Annotated in this window: 19 protein-coding genes; 18 read left to right on the forward strand and 1 reads right to left on the reverse strand. The window is 44.5% G+C overall.

Annotated elements, in window-relative coordinates:
- Window positions 1-24 precede the first annotated feature (24 nt).
- The 8 genes from OC538_RS01845 to OC538_RS01880 all read left to right on the forward strand — a co-directional run bounded on the left by OC538_RS01845 (window position 25) and on the right by OC538_RS01880 (window position 6,035).
- Complete coding sequence (locus OC538_RS01845; protein WP_251694647.1) at window positions 25-1,287, forward strand: tetratricopeptide repeat protein; 1,263 nt, start codon at window positions 25-27, stop codon at window positions 1,285-1,287.
- A 1-nt stretch (window position 1,288) separates the two neighbouring features.
- Window positions 1,289-1,840, forward strand: coding sequence for a ReoY family proteolytic degradation factor (locus tag OC538_RS01850; RefSeq protein WP_251624233.1), 552 nt, complete (start codon window positions 1,289-1,291; stop codon window positions 1,838-1,840).
- A 58-nt stretch (window positions 1,841-1,898) separates the two neighbouring features.
- Entirely contained in the window at window positions 1,899-2,348 is a 450-nt protein-coding gene (locus OC538_RS01855; RefSeq protein WP_251694646.1) for a DUF2487 family protein, read from the forward strand.
- Window positions 2,349-2,565: 217 nt separating this feature from the next.
- Window positions 2,566-3,072, forward strand: coding sequence for a ubiquinol-cytochrome c reductase iron-sulfur subunit (locus tag OC538_RS01860; RefSeq protein WP_285847122.1), 507 nt, complete (start codon window positions 2,566-2,568; stop codon window positions 3,070-3,072).
- A gap of 22 nt (window positions 3,073-3,094) precedes the next feature.
- Window positions 3,095-3,769 carry a menaquinol-cytochrome c reductase cytochrome b subunit gene (qcrB, locus tag OC538_RS01865; protein ID WP_060208191.1) on the forward strand — a complete coding sequence of 225 codons (675 nt, stop codon included), beginning with the start codon at window positions 3,095-3,097 and terminating at the stop codon, window positions 3,767-3,769.
- Between the two features lie 55 nt (window positions 3,770-3,824).
- The gene (locus tag OC538_RS01870; protein ID WP_251694644.1) at window positions 3,825-4,595 is read left to right on the forward strand and encodes a menaquinol-cytochrome c reductase cytochrome b/c subunit; all 771 of its coding nucleotides are present in this window, start codon (window positions 3,825-3,827) and stop codon (window positions 4,593-4,595) included.
- A gap of 92 nt (window positions 4,596-4,687) precedes the next feature.
- The gene (locus tag OC538_RS01875; RefSeq protein ID WP_262173030.1) at window positions 4,688-5,293 is read left to right on the forward strand and encodes a DUF1405 domain-containing protein; all 606 of its coding nucleotides are present in this window, start codon (window positions 4,688-4,690) and stop codon (window positions 5,291-5,293) included.
- Window positions 5,294-5,363: 70 nt separating this feature from the next.
- Window positions 5,364-6,035, forward strand: coding sequence for a zinc metallopeptidase (locus tag OC538_RS01880; RefSeq protein WP_251694642.1), 672 nt, complete (start codon window positions 5,364-5,366; stop codon window positions 6,033-6,035).
- 143 nt (window positions 6,036-6,178) lie between these two features.
- Here the strand turns inward: OC538_RS01880 and OC538_RS01885 are convergent, their stop codons facing one another.
- Window positions 6,179-7,051, reverse strand: a complete 873-nt coding sequence (locus OC538_RS01885; RefSeq protein ID WP_251694641.1) for a YitT family protein — start codon at window positions 7,049-7,051, stop codon at window positions 6,179-6,181.
- A 72-nt stretch (window positions 7,052-7,123) separates the two neighbouring features.
- Here OC538_RS01885 and OC538_RS01890 point away from each other — a divergent pair, with 72 nt between their 5' ends.
- From OC538_RS01890 to OC538_RS01935, 10 genes are all read left to right on the forward strand, one after another.
- Window positions 7,124-7,495, forward strand: a complete 372-nt coding sequence (locus OC538_RS01890; protein WP_410055842.1) for a nucleotide pyrophosphohydrolase — start codon at window positions 7,124-7,126, stop codon at window positions 7,493-7,495.
- The gene (gene dapB, locus OC538_RS01895) at window positions 7,495-8,295 is read left to right on the forward strand and encodes a 4-hydroxy-tetrahydrodipicolinate reductase (protein ID WP_251694639.1); all 801 of its coding nucleotides are present in this window, start codon (window positions 7,495-7,497) and stop codon (window positions 8,293-8,295) included. The genes OC538_RS01890 and dapB overlap by 1 nt, the downstream gene beginning before the upstream one ends.
- Before the next feature lie 24 nt (window positions 8,296-8,319).
- Window positions 8,320-9,453: an N-acetyl-alpha-D-glucosaminyl L-malate synthase BshA gene (gene bshA / locus OC538_RS01900; protein WP_262173031.1), complete on the forward strand. Its 1,134-nt coding sequence runs from the start codon at window positions 8,320-8,322 to the stop codon at window positions 9,451-9,453.
- The gene (locus tag OC538_RS01905; RefSeq protein WP_262173032.1) at window positions 9,450-10,640 is read left to right on the forward strand and encodes a CCA tRNA nucleotidyltransferase; all 1,191 of its coding nucleotides are present in this window, start codon (window positions 9,450-9,452) and stop codon (window positions 10,638-10,640) included. Before bshA ends, OC538_RS01905 begins: the two co-directional genes overlap by 4 nt.
- Entirely contained in the window at window positions 10,618-11,601 is a 984-nt protein-coding gene (locus OC538_RS01910; protein WP_262173033.1) for a biotin--[acetyl-CoA-carboxylase] ligase, read from the forward strand. Before OC538_RS01905 ends, OC538_RS01910 begins: the two co-directional genes overlap by 23 nt.
- 237 nt (window positions 11,602-11,838) lie before the next feature.
- Entirely contained in the window at window positions 11,839-12,684 is an 846-nt protein-coding gene (gene panB / locus OC538_RS01915; RefSeq protein WP_251694635.1) for a 3-methyl-2-oxobutanoate hydroxymethyltransferase, read from the forward strand.
- Window positions 12,674-13,573, forward strand: a complete 900-nt coding sequence (gene panC / locus OC538_RS01920) for a pantoate--beta-alanine ligase (RefSeq protein ID WP_251694634.1) — start codon at window positions 12,674-12,676, stop codon at window positions 13,571-13,573. Before panB ends, panC begins: the two co-directional genes overlap by 11 nt.
- Window positions 13,548-13,928: an aspartate 1-decarboxylase gene (gene panD, locus OC538_RS01925; protein ID WP_251694633.1), complete on the forward strand. Its 381-nt coding sequence runs from the start codon at window positions 13,548-13,550 to the stop codon at window positions 13,926-13,928. The genes panC and panD overlap by 26 nt, the downstream gene beginning before the upstream one ends.
- Window positions 13,929-14,065: 137 nt before the next feature.
- A complete protein-coding gene (dinG, locus tag OC538_RS01930; RefSeq protein ID WP_251694632.1) occupies window positions 14,066-16,843 on the forward strand; it encodes an ATP-dependent DNA helicase DinG in 2,778 nt (925 codons plus the stop codon).
- A gap of 59 nt (window positions 16,844-16,902) precedes the next feature.
- Entirely contained in the window at window positions 16,903-17,382 is a 480-nt protein-coding gene (locus tag OC538_RS01935) for a DUF5590 domain-containing protein (protein WP_251694631.1), read from the forward strand.
- Window positions 17,383-17,407 lie beyond the last annotated feature (25 nt).

Below are 17,407 nucleotides of genomic sequence, written 5' to 3' on the forward strand. Positions count from 1 at the left end.
CATGAAGGAACAGGTGAAAATATGATGCAGTTACATGATTTTGAAAAAGCGGTACTCGATGGAGATATCGGGCAAATAAATGAATTGATTGACCGTGTGGAAAAGTCCGGGGATTTTGATCTGCTTTATGAAGCATCAGGTTTATTGGTCGATTACGGATATGTCGGACAAGCTGACCATATTTACGAAATGTTGCTGTCCTATATGCCTGATGAGCCCCAATTGAAGATTGACCGGGCCAACACATTGATGGAACTCGGGGATGAAGATGATGCATTGCTGTTGCTTTCGGAGGTGACGCAAGATCAGGAGGAGTATACCCAGGCGCTGTTAGCTCTAGCCGATTATTATCAAATGATCGGAATGGCGGAGGCGGCTATCGGAAAGGTGAAAGAAGCCTTATCGCGATCACCTCATGAGCCTGTCATCCGTTTTGCGTATGCTGAACTGCTGCTAGATGCAGGAAGATATCTCGAATCCGCAAAACTTTACACCGAACTTTACAATGAAGGCCATAATGAAATTGCTAGTATAATGATTCCGCTCAGACTGGCTGAAACGTATAGCGCTGGAGCTGCATACGAGGAAGCATTGCCTTATTATGAGGAACTTTTGAAAGATGAGCAGCTTCCCGATACGCTATTTGGTGCAGCGTTTGCCTATTACCAGAGTAGACAGCCGGAAAAGTCGGTCCAGTTGCTTGAACAATTGATTGAAATGGATCCTGATTACTTCTCTGCATATATGCTCGCAGGTCAGGCGCAATCCCAATTGGGCAATGATGAACAGGCCTATGGCTTTTTCGAGCAGGGTATCAAGCGTGACGAATTTGATAAAGAACTCCGCCTGTCCGCGGGCAAATCGGCGTTGAAGCTCGGAATCCCCCTCGAAGCGGAAGAACATTTACAGCAAGCGATTGCTCTGGATCCCGAATATATAGATGCGATTGTCACACTCGCATCCCTCTATAATCAGCAGGAAGAAGACGAAAAATTATTATCATTGCTGACCGAAATGAATGAAGAGCAGATGGACATTCCACTATTGTCGGCTTTCAAAGCATATGCACTGGAAAGAGAGGAACAATATGCACATGCATACGTATCTTACAGTAAGGCATATGTTGGAATGAAGGATGATCCATCTTTTCTGGATAAATACGCAAGATTCCTTTTGGATGAAGGAAAACGTGATGAAGCTATCGAAGTAGTTAAGACGTTGGTAATGCTAGAACAACCTGAGGAATGGACCGCTTTTCTTGAAACGTTGAATGACGAGGAGGTGTGATATGACAGCCATGATTCCTGTCGCTGCCAAAAAAGACTTCGTACGGTGGTTTTTAAAGCGCTATAAATTGAAGCGTCGGGAATGTGTGTGGATTCTGAATTATCTTCTAAGCCATGAACAACTACTTCAAAACGTCCACTTTACGGATGAGGCACATTATTGTCCGCGGGCGATGGTGATTTCTACAATAAACTCAGAAAGCATCCCTTTCCGATTTTACAAAGGCAATCTCATGACGGCAGATGCGGAAAAATCATTCCATGATCTCCGACTCCATCCTGATGAAAAAATGTACATTCAGCTGAATTTTCCAAACAGCCATGCTTGTCCTCAATATGCGAGTGTACGAGAGGAAAATCCATTCCTTCCGGCTGAGCTTCAGGTGAGTGCACGAGATCGTAAGATTGCCGAGCAGCTGCTCGAAGAAAGTGCTGCCTCTATGTCCCTGGATTTGCTTATGAGGAGAGTCGATGAAGCACTTGACGCCAATGACCGGGAACGGTTCCTCATTCTATCGGCAATGCTGAACGATATGAAAATCACAAAAGAGTAATGACTCCGTCTTTCTGACGGAGTCATTTGTATGAATATTATTAGGAGGCTGTTTATATATGAATTGGACAGGCAAGGACATGGATACATATTTGCTTCAAAAAGAATATATCGATACATTGGTGATACCGCTTGTAAAAGTTGAAACGAAGATGGATAATATGAAGAATAGCGCTTCATCGACAGAATTCGTCATGCATTTGGCTTCCCTCATTGAAACTCAATTCAAAGGGAGAATGATGTTTGCTCCGCCTTTCGCTTATACACCGGAAACGGATCAACAACATATGGCGCAAACGACATTGCAGGAATTTTCCACTACTACTTTCAAACATGTTTTTTTCTTGACGACGGATCACACTTGGACATCAATGGAGTTGCCAGGACAAGTCATTTGGTTGCCATCCATCCCGCTTGAAAATATGGATGCTTCTTTACGGCAATCAATTCTTGAAGATCAACTGCGCCAAGCACTCCCGAAATTTACCGAGGAATGGGCGAAACAATAATCGGTTTCCGAGGGAATGATTTCTGCACGTTGGAATAATGATCATCGGGTGGATATGAATGGGACATGTGTAAAATTCATGAAATGTTCACAATCTGTACATACAGCTGAAAGCATGATTGAATTTACATTAATATTGATATATCATAGATATGTCCTAGTATTACAATTAGTAAAAGTATGTCCGTTGGACGGAACTTGGAGTAAGAGGAGGGAAACTGATGAGCAGCAAAGTGTCTAGACGCCAATTCCTAAGTTATACATTAATGGGTGTCGGTGGATTCATGGTTTCAGCTACGTTGATGCCGATGGTCCGCTTTGCGGTCGATCCAGTATTGCAACCAAAAGGTGAAGGTGATTTCATTCCGACTCCACAAAAAGTGGACGAGTTGTCTGAAACTCCTGTACGTGTTGACTTTACTATTAAAGATCGTAAGGATGGATGGTACAAGTCCGACGTATCGAACACAGCTTGGGTCTATAAAGAAGGCGATACGGTCATCGCACTTTCTCCTGTCTGTAAGCACCTTGGATGCACGGTGAACTGGGAAGGCGACGAGAAGCATAAGAACGAATTCTTCTGCCCTTGCCATAATGGACGTTATGAGAAAAACGGTAAAAACATACCGGGATCTCCACCACTCGGACCACTTGATGAATATGTGGTAGAAGTCGTGGATGGCTATGTACATCTTGGAAAGACGGTTCCAAACACATTAGTTTAATATGTAAGGGGGTACGACCGAAGTGCTGAATAAAATTTATGATTGGGTTGACGAACGGTTGGATATCACCCCGATTTGGCGTGATATCGCTGACCACGAAGTACCTGAGCACGTAAACCCTGCACATCATTTTTCTGCATTCATTTATTGTTTCGGAGGTTTGACGTTTTTCGTAACGGTCATCCAGATTCTATCAGGTATGTTCCTTACAATGTACTATACCCCGGATATTGAAAATGCATGGAAATCCGTTTACTATCTTCAAAATGAAGTTGCATTCGGTGAGATTGTGCGTGGGATGCACCACTGGGGAGCATCGCTTGTTATCGTTATGATGTTCTTGCATACACTGCGTGTATTCTTTACAGGCTCGTATAAAAAGCCTCGAGAACTGAACTGGATCGTAGGCGTATTGATCTTCGTCACGATGTTAGGTCTAGGATTCACTGGTTATTTACTGCCTTGGGATATGAAAGCGTTGTTCGCGACTAAAGTAGGTATTGAAATTGCAGCATCGGTGCCATTCATCGGTGAGCAGATTAAAATCCTTCTAGCCGGCGACTCCACTATCCTTGGAGCTCAAACATTGACACGATTCTTTGCGATTCATGTATTTTTCCTACCTGCTGCTTTGCTTGGGTTGCTTGCGGCACACTTTATCATGATCAGAAGACAAGGAATCTCCGGTCCGCTATAAGATTCACATCGGAAACGATGTTGATTGTCTGAAACTAGAATAAGGAGGGGACAAAATGCAACGCGGAAAAGGTATGAAATTTGTTGGTGACTCGCGCATCAAAGCTGAAGGCAAGATGCCGAATGTCCCTAAAGACTACTCGGAATATCCGGGTAAAACAGAAGCTTTCTGGCCGAACTTCCTCTTGAAAGAGTGGATTATCGGTGCCATCTTCCTAATCGGATATTTAATCCTGACAGTTGCCCATCCGTCTCCGCTTGAACGTCAAGCAGACCCTACGGATACAACATACATACCGGTTCCAGACTGGTATTTCCTATCCATGTACCAATTGCTTAAGTATGAATTCGCTTCCGGACCATATAACGTCATCGGAGCGATCATCATGCCAGGCTTGGCTATCGGAGCTTTAATGCTAGTTCCGTTCATGGATACATCGAAAGAGCGCCGTCCATTCAAACGCCCTCTTCCAACTGCTTTCATGCTCCTTTCTTTCGCAGCTCTATTCTATTTGACATGGGAATCCGTTGTGAACCATGACTGGGAAAAAGCGAAAGCACAAGGTGCAATTGTTGAAGAGGTTCAATTCGATCCAGAGTCTGAAGGTTATCAAATCTATGCTGGATCCACATGTATCGGCTGTCATGGTGACGCCTTCCAGGGTGGATTAGGACCAGCGCTAAGCAACACTGGCCTTTCAGCAGATGAGATTGTAGATATCGCGCATAATGGTATTGGTACAATGCCTCCGAATCAGTGGGATGGCTCAGAGGAAGACTTGCAAAAACTAGCAGAGTTCCTAGAAGGCTTGAAAACAGCAGAGTAACTCAACACGAAAAAAGAGTCAGGTGACTGACTCTTTTTTTTTACAAATTATTATACATAATTCATTACATACTTGTGTTTGGGGAGATGGACATGATTTCTTTAGTCGATCGAATTTGGTTCTTGTTAACTCATAAATCATTCCTGTGGATTTTACTATTCATCAATCTGCTCGGCACGGTATACGGCTACGATTGGTATATGTGGCAATTGGAAATAACAGAACCGAAATTCTGGATTTTTGTACCGGATAGCCCTACGGCAAGCCTGTTCTTTACACTTGCAATCATCGGTTGGTTGATTGGCAGGAATTTCAAACTCATTGAAGCGCTGGCACTTATTACACTTGTCAAATACGGCTTATGGGCTGTTGTCATGAATCTGCTTACTATGCTGGAAATTGGCTCCTTAGATCCTGTCGGTTGGATGCTTATCGGTTCCCATTTCGCAATGGCCGTACAGGCAGTCCTCTATAGTCCTCTGTACCGATTCGAGTTCAAACATATCGTTATCGCGGCAATTTGGACATTGCATAATGATGTCATCGATTATGTATTCGGCCAAATGCCGATTTACCATGACTTGATGAAACATATGCAGCAAATCGGCTACTTTACATTCTGGCTCTCCATTGCATGTATCGCCTTAGCATATACTCTATGGAAAAACAGGAAAAAAGGGGTAATAGCTATAGTGTGATAGCAAAAAGTTGCGGTTAGTTCAGGCGCATTATAAAATAGAAGTAGATAGAAAGGGAGGGGAAACATAAATGTCATTTTTGGTTTACCTGGGTATTATCATTTTGCTTCCGTTGTATGCCCAATTCAAAGTGAAAAGTACGTATAATAAATATGCGAAAGTACGCTCAACATCTGGTATGAATGGAGCACAAGTTGCACGTCTCATCCTTGATCGCAATGGTTTACAAGATGTAAAAGTCGTTGAAAGCAAAGGTATTTTGACCGACCATTATAACCCATTAACTAAAACGGTTGCCTTATCATCCCAAAACTTCCATGAAGCTTCAGTTGCAGGTACAGCGATTGCAGCCCATGAAGTTGGACACGCAATCCAAGACGCTGAAGCTTATGCATTTTTGCGTTTCCGCCATCGATTGGCACCGGTAGCCAACATCACGTCAAATGCATCTTGGGGATTCATCATGATTGGAATAATCTTCTCAAGTATGAACTCTTTGCTCGGCATCGGGATTCTCTTAATGGCAGTGGGTGTTTTGTTCCAGATTGTTACACTACCTGTGGAATTTAATGCATCGAGCCGTGCGATGAACCAAATTGTTGAACTCGGAATCATCCGGAATGAAGAAGAGCCCCATGCGAAGAAGGTACTAAGCGCCGCTGCAATGACATACGTCGCTGCTACTGCAGTTGCCGTAATGGAATTGCTCCGCCTCATTCTTATTTTTCAAAGCAGAGACTAAAACTAAAACCCGACCGCTTCTGGTCGGGTTTTTCTATATTTTTCTTATCTGTAGATGAAGTATATGTGTTACTTCAGGATTGAAGCCGTACCCCCGGAAAGCGTCCGCCTGAAGCGGAAATCCGGTTATACAAAGGGTGTTTGTCAATGATCCAAAGGCCGTTTCTGGTCATCAAGTGTAAAGCCTTCGCCCAACACATCATGCACATCAGTAACAGACACAAAAGCATGCGGATCAATCGACGTAACAATATTTTTCAAACGCATCATTTCATTTCTGCCAACAACGCAATATAATATCTCACGGTCAGATTTCGTGAAATGGCCATAACCCCTGAAAACAGTAACGCCCCGATCCATTTCAAGCGTTATCGTGGAAGCAATCTCGTCCTGGGCCTCCGATATGATGAAAGCCCCTCTAGCGGCGTATGCACCTTCCTGTACAAAGTCGATGACCCTTGCGCCCACAAATAACGCGACAAGTGTATACATCATGGACCGATGATCCAAGTAGACCGCCCAAGATAGCAAAATAACGAACGCGTCAAACATAAACATTGTTTTTCCCATGCTCCAGCCTATGTACTTATGCGCCAAACGTGCGATAATATCTACACCGCCAGTTGTTCCGCCATACCGGAAAATGATGCCGAGCCCAACTCCGATGAAAACTCCTGCAAACAGTGCGACGAGGAACATGTCCCCCTCCAAGTGGATGTTGAACTGGTATTTCATGAAGATTTTCAAGAACACCGAAACCGCAACTGTGCCGATAATTGTGTAAATGAAAACTTTCCTACCGAGCAGTTTCCAACCGATGATGAACATCGGAATGTTCAACAGAAGGTTCATAATAGCAGGATCCCAGTTGAAGGCAAACAGGAGGATAAGGGTGATTCCTGTAAATCCGCCTTCTGCAAGTTCGTGCTGGATATTGAAATGTACAAGGCCGAAACTGAAAATGGCGGCTCCCAGAATGATAAAAAAGATGTTTTTAAATTTTATTCCACTAAGCAAAAGATGACCACCTTTCCTTGGTGCGCATTTACATTGTCGTTTATCACAGAAATTTTGACAATACTCCTATGAATGAATACGATAACAAATGAAGGAGACGGAAGCAAATTGGAACAAGCTAAAACGATGAAAAACATGCAGGAAGAAGTCCATTCATACATATCGGGCTTTGAAGAAGGTTATTTCCCTCCGATGGAAATGCTGGCCAGGCTCACAGAAGAGCTTGGTGAACTCTCTCGGGAAGTGCAGCATGTTTACGGTATGAAGAAGAAAAAGGATAGTGAAGAAATCAAATCGTTGGAAGAAGAAACAGGTGACTTGCTGTTTGTTCTCGTCTGTTTTGCAAATTCACAAGGCATCAGCTTGGAAGACGCACTGATGGGCGTATTAAATAAATTTAAAAAGCGCGATGCAGACCGATGGACAAAAAAGGAGGATTTTTGATGAAAATAAAAGTGGCCATCGCCGGAGCTCGGGGAAGAATGGGAACTACGGCGATAGAAGCGATAGAAGCAGCTAAAGATGCAGAAGTGGTAGCTGCACTTGATTATAAATTCGATGGTTTGCATTTACATAACGGTGTTATAAATGAAGAGAAAAAAGGTATTCCAATTTACACATCGCTTTCACAGCTTTATGCAGAGCTTCAACCAGCAGTACTGTTGGATGTGACTGATCCAGATGCCGTATTTAGAAATGTTAAAGATGCTTTGACGCTTGGCGTCCATCCGGTTGTTGGGACGTCCGGTCTGACAAAGCAAGAGTTGGAAACGATTTTCGAGATGGTGGAATCAACACAAATCGGAGGAATCATCGCACCGAACTTTTCAATCGGCGCAGTACTCATGATGAAATTCGCAGCGCAGGCGGCCCGCTATTTGGGGGATGTCGAGATTCTGGAAATGCATCATGATCGGAAATTGGATGCTCCTTCAGGAACGGCTGTAAAAACAGCGGAAATGATTAAAGAAAATAGGCCGGCTCATATCCAAGGACATCCTGAAGAGCAGGTCCATTTGGAAGGGGCTCGCGGAGCCGATGTGGAAGGGATGAAAATCCACAGCGTCCGGTTGCCTGGTCTGCTAGCCCACCAACAAGTGCTTCTCGGGGGAGAAGGGGAATTATTAACACTACGACATGATTCATTTGACAGGAAGAGCTTTATGCCAGGCATCATGATGGCGATCCGGGAAGTGATCGGTCGGAAAGATCTTGTGTATGGCTTGGAGAATATTATCGATTAACGTTTGGCGGAAGAGGTGCAGTATATGAAAAAATTGAAAGTCGGTATAATATGTTATCCAACAGTGGGGGGGTCCGGGGTTGTCGCAACAGAGCTCGGATTGAAAATGGCGGAAAGGGGACATGAAATGCATTTTATCACTTCGAGTCGGCCTTTCCGTGTCCCGGATGTCCAACCTAATATTTATTTCCACGAAGTTAAGATTGACGGTTATGCCGTTTTCAAATATCCGCCTTACGATATCGCTTTAGCGAATCGGATTGCACGGGTGATTGAAGAGGAAGGACTAGATCTTTTGCACGTCCATTACGCAGTCCCTCATGCCATTTCGGCAGCTCTCGGTAAGGATATGGCGAATTCCGACATAGGTGTCATTACAACATTGCATGGGACGGACGTGACGATTCTAGGTCATGATCCTGCTTTAAAAAACACGGTCCGTTATGGAATCGACAAATCTGACATGACGACAGCCGTTTCGGAATCCCTGCGACAGGATACGCTATCATTAATTGAACCGCAAAATGAAATAAAGACAATCTATAATTTCATCGATGAAGAGAAATACCGGCCGGTCAATCCTGGTTCATTAAAAAACGATATGGGAATCCGGGAAGATGAAAAGGTCATCATCCATATTTCAAATTTCCGCAGTGTCAAAAGGATAGGGGATATTATTGATAGTTTCAAACTTATCCGCAAGGAAGTCGATGCGAAATTAGTATTGGTAGGCACGGGTCCTGAAAAGCTTGAAATGATGGAGAAGGCAAGAAAAGAGGGATTGGTAAAGGATATCATCTTCACAGGGAAACGGGATGACTTACCGGAACTTTTAGCAATCAGTGATGTCATGTTCCTATTATCTGAAAAAGAGGCATTTGGCCTCGTGCTTCTTGAAGGATTTGCTTGCGGCGTGCCTGCGATCGCAACAAATATTGGCGGTATCCCCGAAGTGGTCGAGGACGGGACAAATGGATTCCTTGTCGAGTTGGGAGACGTGGAAGCTGCGGCAATGAAAGCGAAACTGCTTCTCGAAGATCCATTCATGCATGGAAACTTCCGCGAAAGTGCGCTCAGGACAGTCCGCGATAAATTCAATTCTGCTTCCATTGTTCTTGAATATGAAAAGCTGTACTACAGGGTGGCGGGTTTAACATGACATCTGAATTTGGAACGGCACCGAGTCGAAAAGTCGTCTGCCAATTGGAGGATGCAGGATACGAAGCGGTATTTGTTGGCGGAGCGGTCCGGGACCATTTGCTTGGCAAAGAGGCGTCTGATTTCGATATCGCCACGTCTGCGACTCCGGAAGAAGTGAAGCAGGTTTTCACCCATACAATTGATGTAGGGCTTGCACACGGGACTGTACTGGTAATTTTAGATGACGAACCGATCGAAGTGACGACGTACCGTACGGAAAGTACATATACGGATCATAGAAGGCCCGATGAAGTGAAATTCGTCAGGTCTTTGAAAGAGGATTTACAACGCAGGGATTTCACTATGAATGCTTTGGCTTTGACGCTGACTGGTGATCTGATTGATCTTTTCGATGGCATCAAGGATCTTCAGAATCGTCAAATCCGGGCAGTCGGCAACGCAGCGGACAGATTTCATGAGGATGCGTTGCGCATGATCCGCGCGGTTCGTTTTTCTGCCGTTTTAGGGTTTGCAATCGAGGAACATACCTTACAGGCAATTGAAGAAAACGCTGCTAGTGTCGTTCATGTTTCTGTAGAACGGATCAAAGTGGAGATGGATAAATTATGGAATGGCGTAGATTCCGGCAAGGCACTTGCAATGATCGTGAATACCCGCCTGGCGGAGCATTTGCCCCTATTTCCTGATGATGCACGTCTATTATCTAAATGCGCCCCTTATTCGACAGCAGAGCAAGGGTGGTCCGCATTGATGTTGGCAGGTCATTTTTCGGCTGGAGAGATTGCGAAGGCATATAAACTTTCCAACCGCGAGAAGGACTTTCTGTCAAACGTCCAAGATGCGCTTGATAACAGGCAGTCCAGTCGGTTTACGGTTGATGATTATTACCGCTTTACATTGGACGTGTTGATTGCAACAGAAAAGATTTGGCAAGCCCTACATCCTTCAGAACCTGGAATTCATTTCGAGGAAATGAAACAGATGCAAGATAGTTTGCCAATCCGTTCAAAGGCTGACCTGCTAGTTGATGGGAAAGACCTAATGGAGTGGACAAGCCAAAGAGGCGGCAGATGGGTTGGTGAATGGATGCAGAAAATCGAATATGCGGTGCTCCATCAAATTTGCCCGAACGATTCGGAAAAGATAAAGGAATGGTTTCTGAATGAATACGAACATCAAGAGTGAATTGCTGAAAAGACTTTTTGAAGCTAAAGGAAATCCGATTTCCGGACAGGAGTTTGCGGACGAATTCGGTTTGTCCAGAACGGCAATTTGGAAATATATTAGAGAGTTTGAAGAGGAAGGCTATGAAATCGCATCGATCCGTAAAAAGGGGTATGTGCTTATCGCTTCGCCGGATCTTGTGAACGCGGCAAACATCAAGAAGTACTTACAGACCGCAGCCTATGGCAGGAAAATCGATTATCATGTCAGTTGCGGATCGACCCAAATACTCGCGCACGACGCTGCACAAGCTGGTGTACCCGATGGAACCCTCGTCGTTTCCGAGGAGCAGACGGCGGGCAAGGGAAGGTTGTCCCGCCCTTGGGATTCAGCAGCCCAAAAAGGGATTTGGATGAGTTTGATCATCAGGCCATCCCTCATGCCCCAGCAAGCTCCGCAAATGACACTCGTGGCTGCAGTCGCGATTGTAAGAGCGATTGAAAATATCGCTGGCATTGAAGCAACGATCAAATGGCCGAATGATATTTTGATCAACAACAGGAAGGTGACGGGCATACTGACTGAACTTCAATCGGAACCGGATCGAGTGAAAGCGATTATTCTCGGAATCGGAATGAACGTCAATCAGGATGAAGACGATTTTCCATTGGAATTGAAAGAGATAGCCACTTCCTTGAAGATTGCCGGCGGAAAGCATATTGATCGCGCTAAGCTGATCGCCGAAATCCTCTTCTTTATTGAATCATATACGAAAATGTATGAGAAACACGGCTTCGGACCGATCAAATTGCTTTGGGAGGGCTATTCGAATATAGCGGGCAAGCGAATCCAAGCTGTCATGTTAAATGAAACGGTTGAAGGCACAGCCTTAGGCATCTCAGAAGAAGGGCTATTAGAGCTTCAGCTCGACGACGGCACAGTCAGGGGCATCTATTCTGCGGATGTCTTTATTAAAGATTGAACTATACAAATCTTCCTTGATTTGCTATAGTAATGGCGAAGGGCAGTATCAATCGGAATTGCACCTTCAGGGCTATATGCTTGTCAGAAAACCCAATAAGATCTGCCTTGATCTTGTAAAAGACAGGGACGGAGGAAACCAAAAATCGTTAGTTCACAATCCTTCTGCCCTTTTTAGGCCAGAAGGATTTTTAATTTTCGGTTTTCTCTACTTTGACCAGAAAAGGAGAGGATACGGATGAAAAGCACTACTGATTTCACGAAGATGAAACGTAATGGGGAAAAAATTGTCATGTTGACTGCGTACGACCATCCGTCTGCACAATTGGCGGAGGAGGCTGGCATCGACGTCATCCTTGTAGGCGATTCGCTAGGCATGGTCGTTTTAGGTTATGAATCGACTGCTTCTGTGACAACCGACGATATGATTCATCACGGAAAAGCGGTCAGGAGGGGAGCAAAGGACACGTTCGTCGTCGTTGACATGCCTTTCGCTTCCTACCATGGTTCAGCTGATAGGACGTTGGAAGCCGCAGTCCGCATCTTCCAGGAGACGGGAGCAAACGCTTTGAAACTGGAAGGCGGAGGAAAGGTGATTGACACCATCCATCTTTTGACGGAAACAGGGATTCCAGTCGTTGCACATCTCGGTCTTCTTCCTCAATCAGCTGCTGTAGCTGGGGGTTACAAAGTGCAAGGGAAGACTGCGGAAGCTGCAGAAAAACTTATTCAGGATGCAATCGCTTGTGAAGCTGCAGGCGCATGTATGATTGTTTTGGAGTGCATTCCTTATCAATTGGCGGACCAGGTATCAAAAGCGGTCGCAATTCCTACAATCGGGATAGGAGCTGGCGCAGAGACGGATGGTCAAGTGCTTGTTTTCCATGACACGGTTAAATACGGAAGTCACCATATCCCTAAATTCGTCGAAGCATACGCAGATATTGGAAGCGATATCAAAAATGGTTTAAAGAGATATGCCTCAGCCGTCAAGACAGGAGAATTTCCTTCTGAGGCACATCGTTTTACGATGAAGGAGGAAGAACTGGTTGCATTATACGGGGGATTGAACGATGTACGTTGATAGTACTGCCATCCAAGTGGTAGAAACCATTGAAGAACTCCAGATGAAACTGAACCGGAATGAACGACAAAATGCAACAGTCGGCTTCGTCCCTACTATGGGCTATTTACACGAAGGGCACTTATCTCTTGTGAAGCATGCAAAAGAACAAAACGACATTGTTGTCATGAGCATTTTTGTTAATCCGGCACAGTTCGGACCCGGCGAGGATTTCGACTCGTATCCGCGTGATCGGGAAAGGGATATTCGTCTCGCATGTGAAGCCGGCGTCGATATTGTATTCATTCCGGCAGTCGATAAAATGTATCCGTCTGACGGTGGCATCCGTATACTGCCGGGCAGGCAGGCGCATGAGCTTTGCGGCGCTTCAAGGCCTGGACATTTTGACGGTGTTCTCAAAGTTGTATTGAAACTGTTCAATATTGTCGATCCGGACCGTTCGTATTTCGGCATGAAAGATGCGCAACAACTGGCAGTAATTGAAACGTTTGTACGGGACTTCAATCTACGGACAGCAATCATGCGGGTTCCGACTGTACGGGAAGAGGATGGATTGGCGAAAAGCTCGCGCAATGTGAAATTGACATCTTTGGAACGATCGGAAGCGACTGTGATCTATCGGGCACTACAAATCGGTGCAAAGATGTTCGCGACGGGAGACAATCCGAACGCTATTGAGCAGCATGTGTCAGAATACATCATTTCAAATAGTTCTGGCAAGATCGATTATGTGAAAATGCTGGCATACCCTGAATTAGGTCCTGTAACGGACGCGGCACAGGAAGTAATCTTGGCTTGCGCAGTGAAGTTTTCGTCAACTAGGTTAATAGATAATATTATTATGTCAACAAAGGATGGTACCCATGTTCCGAATGATGATGAACAGTAAATTGCATCGCGCTACCGTGACAGAAGCAAACTTGGATTACGTTGGAAGTATTACGATTGATAGTGACTTGTTGGATGCAGCGGGTATGCTTCCGAATGAGAAGGTCCATATTGTCAACAATAATAATGGAGCTCGATTTGAAACGTATATTATAGCGGGTGAGCGTGGAAGTGGTGTTATTTGCGTCAACGGCGCTGCAGCCAGATTAGTCCAGAAAGGTGACATAGTCATCATCATTTCATATGTCTATGTAACGGATGAGGAGGCTAACACCCATCAACCGACAGTCCTTCTCATGAATGAAACGAATGGGGTTAAAGAAGTGATCAAAGAAACGCCCGGCGTAATTGCCTAATGGAAGTAGACGCCGATGAAGGATTGAAATTTTCCTTCATCGGTATTTTTTAATTGGTTGGATACCTAATTGCGCAATCGGACCGCCAAATATGATACAATCTGCTGTAGTATTCACTACAGGAAGTTGATGATTGAATGGATAATCGTACATATGCAGTCGTTGACTTGGAAACGACTGGACATTCCCCTTCTAGAGGGGATAGGATCATACAAATTGCAATCGTTTTCATCGAAAATGGGACGATAACGCGCCAGTATGCCCGATTTGTCAATCCGGAACGTGAAATACCTCCGTTCATCCAACAATTGACCGCGATTACGGATAAAGAAGTGCTTTCTGCTCCTTCATTTGAAGAGATTGCACAAGATGTATCCGATATGTTGCAGGGGACGGTATTTGTCGCGCATAATACCGATTTCGATCTGTCATTTTTGCAAAGCGAATTTAAACGATGCAATGTGGCCGGTTGGTCCGGAAAGAAAATTGATACTGTTGAGTTATCCAAAATCCTATTCCCATCCTCCTCAAGCTATCGTTTGCAGGATTTGGCAGAGGATTTGGATATTGAGCTGCCTGCCGCACATAGGGCAGATGATGATGCCAAAGCGACTGCCAATTTGTTATTGACAGCATTGTCTAAGCTTCGGACTTTGCCGGAAGAAACATTGAACTTATTGCATAGGCGCTCCTTTTCATTGCGCTCGGATATTTCGACACTAATTTATGAAACGTTAAAGCATGTACGGACTTCTACAGGCGGTAGAAAGCTCCCTTTATTCAGGGGAATTCCGTACAATAACCCTGAGAATCCCGCGGGTGTTTTGAGTGCACGTTGTACCTATCCGAAGAAGGAAGAGGAGAAAGTCGATCTGTTGAAGAAAGGCTATCCTTTTTTCGAATACCGGAAATCCCAATTGTCATTCATGGATTCCATATGGGAAACGCTCTCCACGCATTCCGAAATTGTTGTCGAGGTCCCAACAGGAGTCGGAAAAACGGTCGGCTATTTGTTGCCTGCAGCAATTTATTCCCTTCTGACCGGGAAACCTGTGGTGATTAGCACGTTCACAAACCATCTTGTCGATAAAATCCTCGAGGATGAAGTGAAGCGCATCCAGAAAATCCTTGACATCAAATGCACTGCAACAGTCCTAAAGGGCAAGGAGCAGTATATTTCCCTCGGAAAGTTCGAAGAATTGTTGAGGATAACGGATGAATCGTATGATGAAACATTTACAATCATGCAAATCCTCGTCTGGCTGACAGACACGGAAACCGGAGATGTCAATGAATTGAATGTGTCCGGCGGGGGACAATTGTTTGTCGATCGGATCCGTAAACGGAATAATTGGCTGAAGGCGGATGAAAGATCGGCGGATTACCACCAAAGGATGAAGGACGCCTGCAGCCTTTCCAATCTCATCATTACGAACCATTCGATGCTCCTATCGGATAGCAATCGTGAACAAAAGATTTTCCAGGACTTTTCAGGCCTGATCATCGATGAAGCCCATCAATTTATTCATACAGCTGCCAATTCCAATGAGACAGTCTTTTCCTATATGAACTGGAAGTATGTCATGGGGCAGCTAGGCTCGGACGCGGTTGGCCAGCTTCTTCATCAGATTATGAAACTTCATAGGAAATATGGCAATTATGGAAATCAGGTGTTTGAAAAGCTGGCGTTCTCCTATGAACAATTCACAACCATATTTGATGATGTCGCTGCGTTGTTGTCGAAACACCGCCCTCAGGTGAAAGGAAGCCAACAAGGGAAGAGAGTCGTTTTCGGTCTCGAGGAATTAGTCGGGAACGATCCCCTCTTTTCCAAAATGGCCGAAAAGATGAATGATTATATTGAGGTTGTAGAAATAATTAGTTCTCGCCTGGAAGTGCATATAGAGAGAATGTCGCCGAAAGAACAGGCATTTTTATCAGAATGGGAGTATTGGGTAAGGGAATTGAAAATCAAGGCTGGAGAATGGGTGGAAATTTTCCTGGATGACGAAAAGGAGAATTTCACCATTTGGATTGAAAAAGATAAACGGAGTTTGCCTGGTAGTCTTACTGTCGTCAAAAGCCCCGTAGAAGGGTCGGCGATTACAAAGGAATTCATGCAGGGCCTTAAAGATGAAGAGATTGGAATCATATGGACATCTGCAACAATGACAATCAACCAGGATGAGCGTTTTGTTTCCAGGCAGCTAGGAATTGCTGAAAGTGTACCCGTTTTAACATTTGACGCTCCTGCACATTTCTATGATAACGCAGGAATATTCATCGTCGATGATATGCCGTCCATCCAACATGTGTCCCAGAGCGACTATATTGAAGCAGTAGCGGATGCAGTCGTCCAAACAGTGTTCGCAACTGGCGGAAGATTGTTCGTCCTGTTCACCTCGCAGGATATGCTTCGAAAAACGTATGAATTGATTTTGGAGAGTGAACTATTGAAAGATTACGCTCTCATTGCGCAAGGAGTGAGCTCTGGGAGCCGAATGAAACTGTTGAAATCGTTCCGTCAGTTCGAGAAATCGATTCTATTCGGCACGAACAGTTTTTGGGAAGGTGTCGATGTTCCCGGTGAGGCATTGTCTGCGGTCATCATTGTCCGGCTTCCGTTTTCATCTCCGGATGAGGTCGTCTTTAAAGCGAGGGCGGCAAAGCTAGCTGCAGGCGGATCCAATCCATTTACAGATTTGTCATTGCCAGAAGCGATATTGAGGTTCAGGCAGGGATTTGGACGATTGATCCGCTCGTCTGGAGATAGGGGCTTTTTCATCATTTTGGATAGACGTATCTATACAAAATCATATGGGAAGCGCTTTTTGAATGCGCTGCCGTCTGTTCCCGTTCACAAAGTGTCATTAGAACATATGGTGAATGAGCTCGAAGATTGTTATAATAAATAGGGATACAGTAGAAGACGAAATGCGAAAAGATTTCCAATTTGCAGTAGGAAGTGATACTAATGATGAATTGGATCAAGTTCATCGCAGCTTTCCTTTTGGCGTTATCACTTATCATTATTGTCATTGTTTTTTATAATGCCAATACACCTTTTTCAAACGCCCAAGAAAAGGCGGAAGAAGATGCATTGAAGTATGGAGCTTTGAATTCTGTCGAACGCACTTCCATCTATAATGGCACCGTTTCGATGGTGACTGTATTCGGCAAAGATGACAAAGGCAATGAGAAAGCGGTTTTCATTAAAGGGAAAACAGGAGAAATCCTTGATGAAGTAGTTTTGAAAGATGGTATCGATTCGCAAGCCGCAATTGAAACGGTGAAGGCGGAGTTGCCAGTGGAAAAGATCCTCCACGTAGTACTTGGCTTGGAGGAAGGCCATCCTGTATGGGAAGTCGCATTTAAAGGCGAAAATGGCAAATTGAATTATGTATATGTCTTTTTTGAGAACGGAGAATGGTGGAAACGGATATTAAATCTATAAGATTGATCCGTTTACATTCGATAAG

It is taken from the genome of Saccharococcus sp. Marseille-Q5394 (assembly GCF_946901335.1).
GTDB lineage: Bacteria > Bacillota > Bacilli > Bacillales_A > Planococcaceae > Sporosarcina > Sporosarcina luteola_C.

Bases quoted from the DNA above. Each gene is read 5' to 3' on its own strand.
- OC538_RS01890 (WP_410055842.1), top strand. From the start codon at position 7,124: ATGAATACGATAACAAATGAAGGAGACGGAAGCAAATTGGAACAAGCT.
- OC538_RS01850 (WP_251624233.1), top strand. From the start codon at position 1,289: ATGACAGCCATGATTCCTGTCGCTGCCAAAAAAGACTTCGTACGGTGG.
- OC538_RS01910 (WP_262173033.1), top strand. From the start codon at position 10,618: ATGAATACGAACATCAAGAGTGAATTGCTGAAAAGACTTTTTGAAGCT.
- OC538_RS01855 (WP_251694646.1), top strand. From the start codon at position 1,899: ATGAATTGGACAGGCAAGGACATGGATACATATTTGCTTCAAAAAGAA.
- OC538_RS01875 (WP_262173030.1), top strand. From the start codon at position 4,688: ATGATTTCTTTAGTCGATCGAATTTGGTTCTTGTTAACTCATAAATCA.
- dapB (WP_251694639.1), top strand. From the start codon at position 7,495: ATGAAAATAAAAGTGGCCATCGCCGGAGCTCGGGGAAGAATGGGAACT.
- dinG (WP_251694632.1), top strand. From the start codon at position 14,066: ATGGATAATCGTACATATGCAGTCGTTGACTTGGAAACGACTGGACAT.
- bshA (WP_262173031.1), top strand. From the start codon at position 8,320: ATGAAAAAATTGAAAGTCGGTATAATATGTTATCCAACAGTGGGGGGG.
- OC538_RS01845 (WP_251694647.1), top strand. From the start codon at position 25: ATGCAGTTACATGATTTTGAAAAAGCGGTACTCGATGGAGATATCGGG.
- OC538_RS01870 (WP_251694644.1), top strand. From the start codon at position 3,825: ATGCAACGCGGAAAAGGTATGAAATTTGTTGGTGACTCGCGCATCAAA.
- OC538_RS01880 (WP_251694642.1), top strand. From the start codon at position 5,364: ATGTCATTTTTGGTTTACCTGGGTATTATCATTTTGCTTCCGTTGTAT.
- panB (WP_251694635.1), top strand. From the start codon at position 11,839: ATGAAAAGCACTACTGATTTCACGAAGATGAAACGTAATGGGGAAAAA.
- OC538_RS01935 (WP_251694631.1), top strand. From the start codon at position 16,903: ATGATGAATTGGATCAAGTTCATCGCAGCTTTCCTTTTGGCGTTATCA.
- panD (WP_251694633.1), top strand. From the start codon at position 13,548: ATGTTCCGAATGATGATGAACAGTAAATTGCATCGCGCTACCGTGACA.
- panC (WP_251694634.1), top strand. From the start codon at position 12,674: ATGTACGTTGATAGTACTGCCATCCAAGTGGTAGAAACCATTGAAGAA.
- OC538_RS01905 (WP_262173032.1), top strand. From the start codon at position 9,450: ATGACATCTGAATTTGGAACGGCACCGAGTCGAAAAGTCGTCTGCCAA.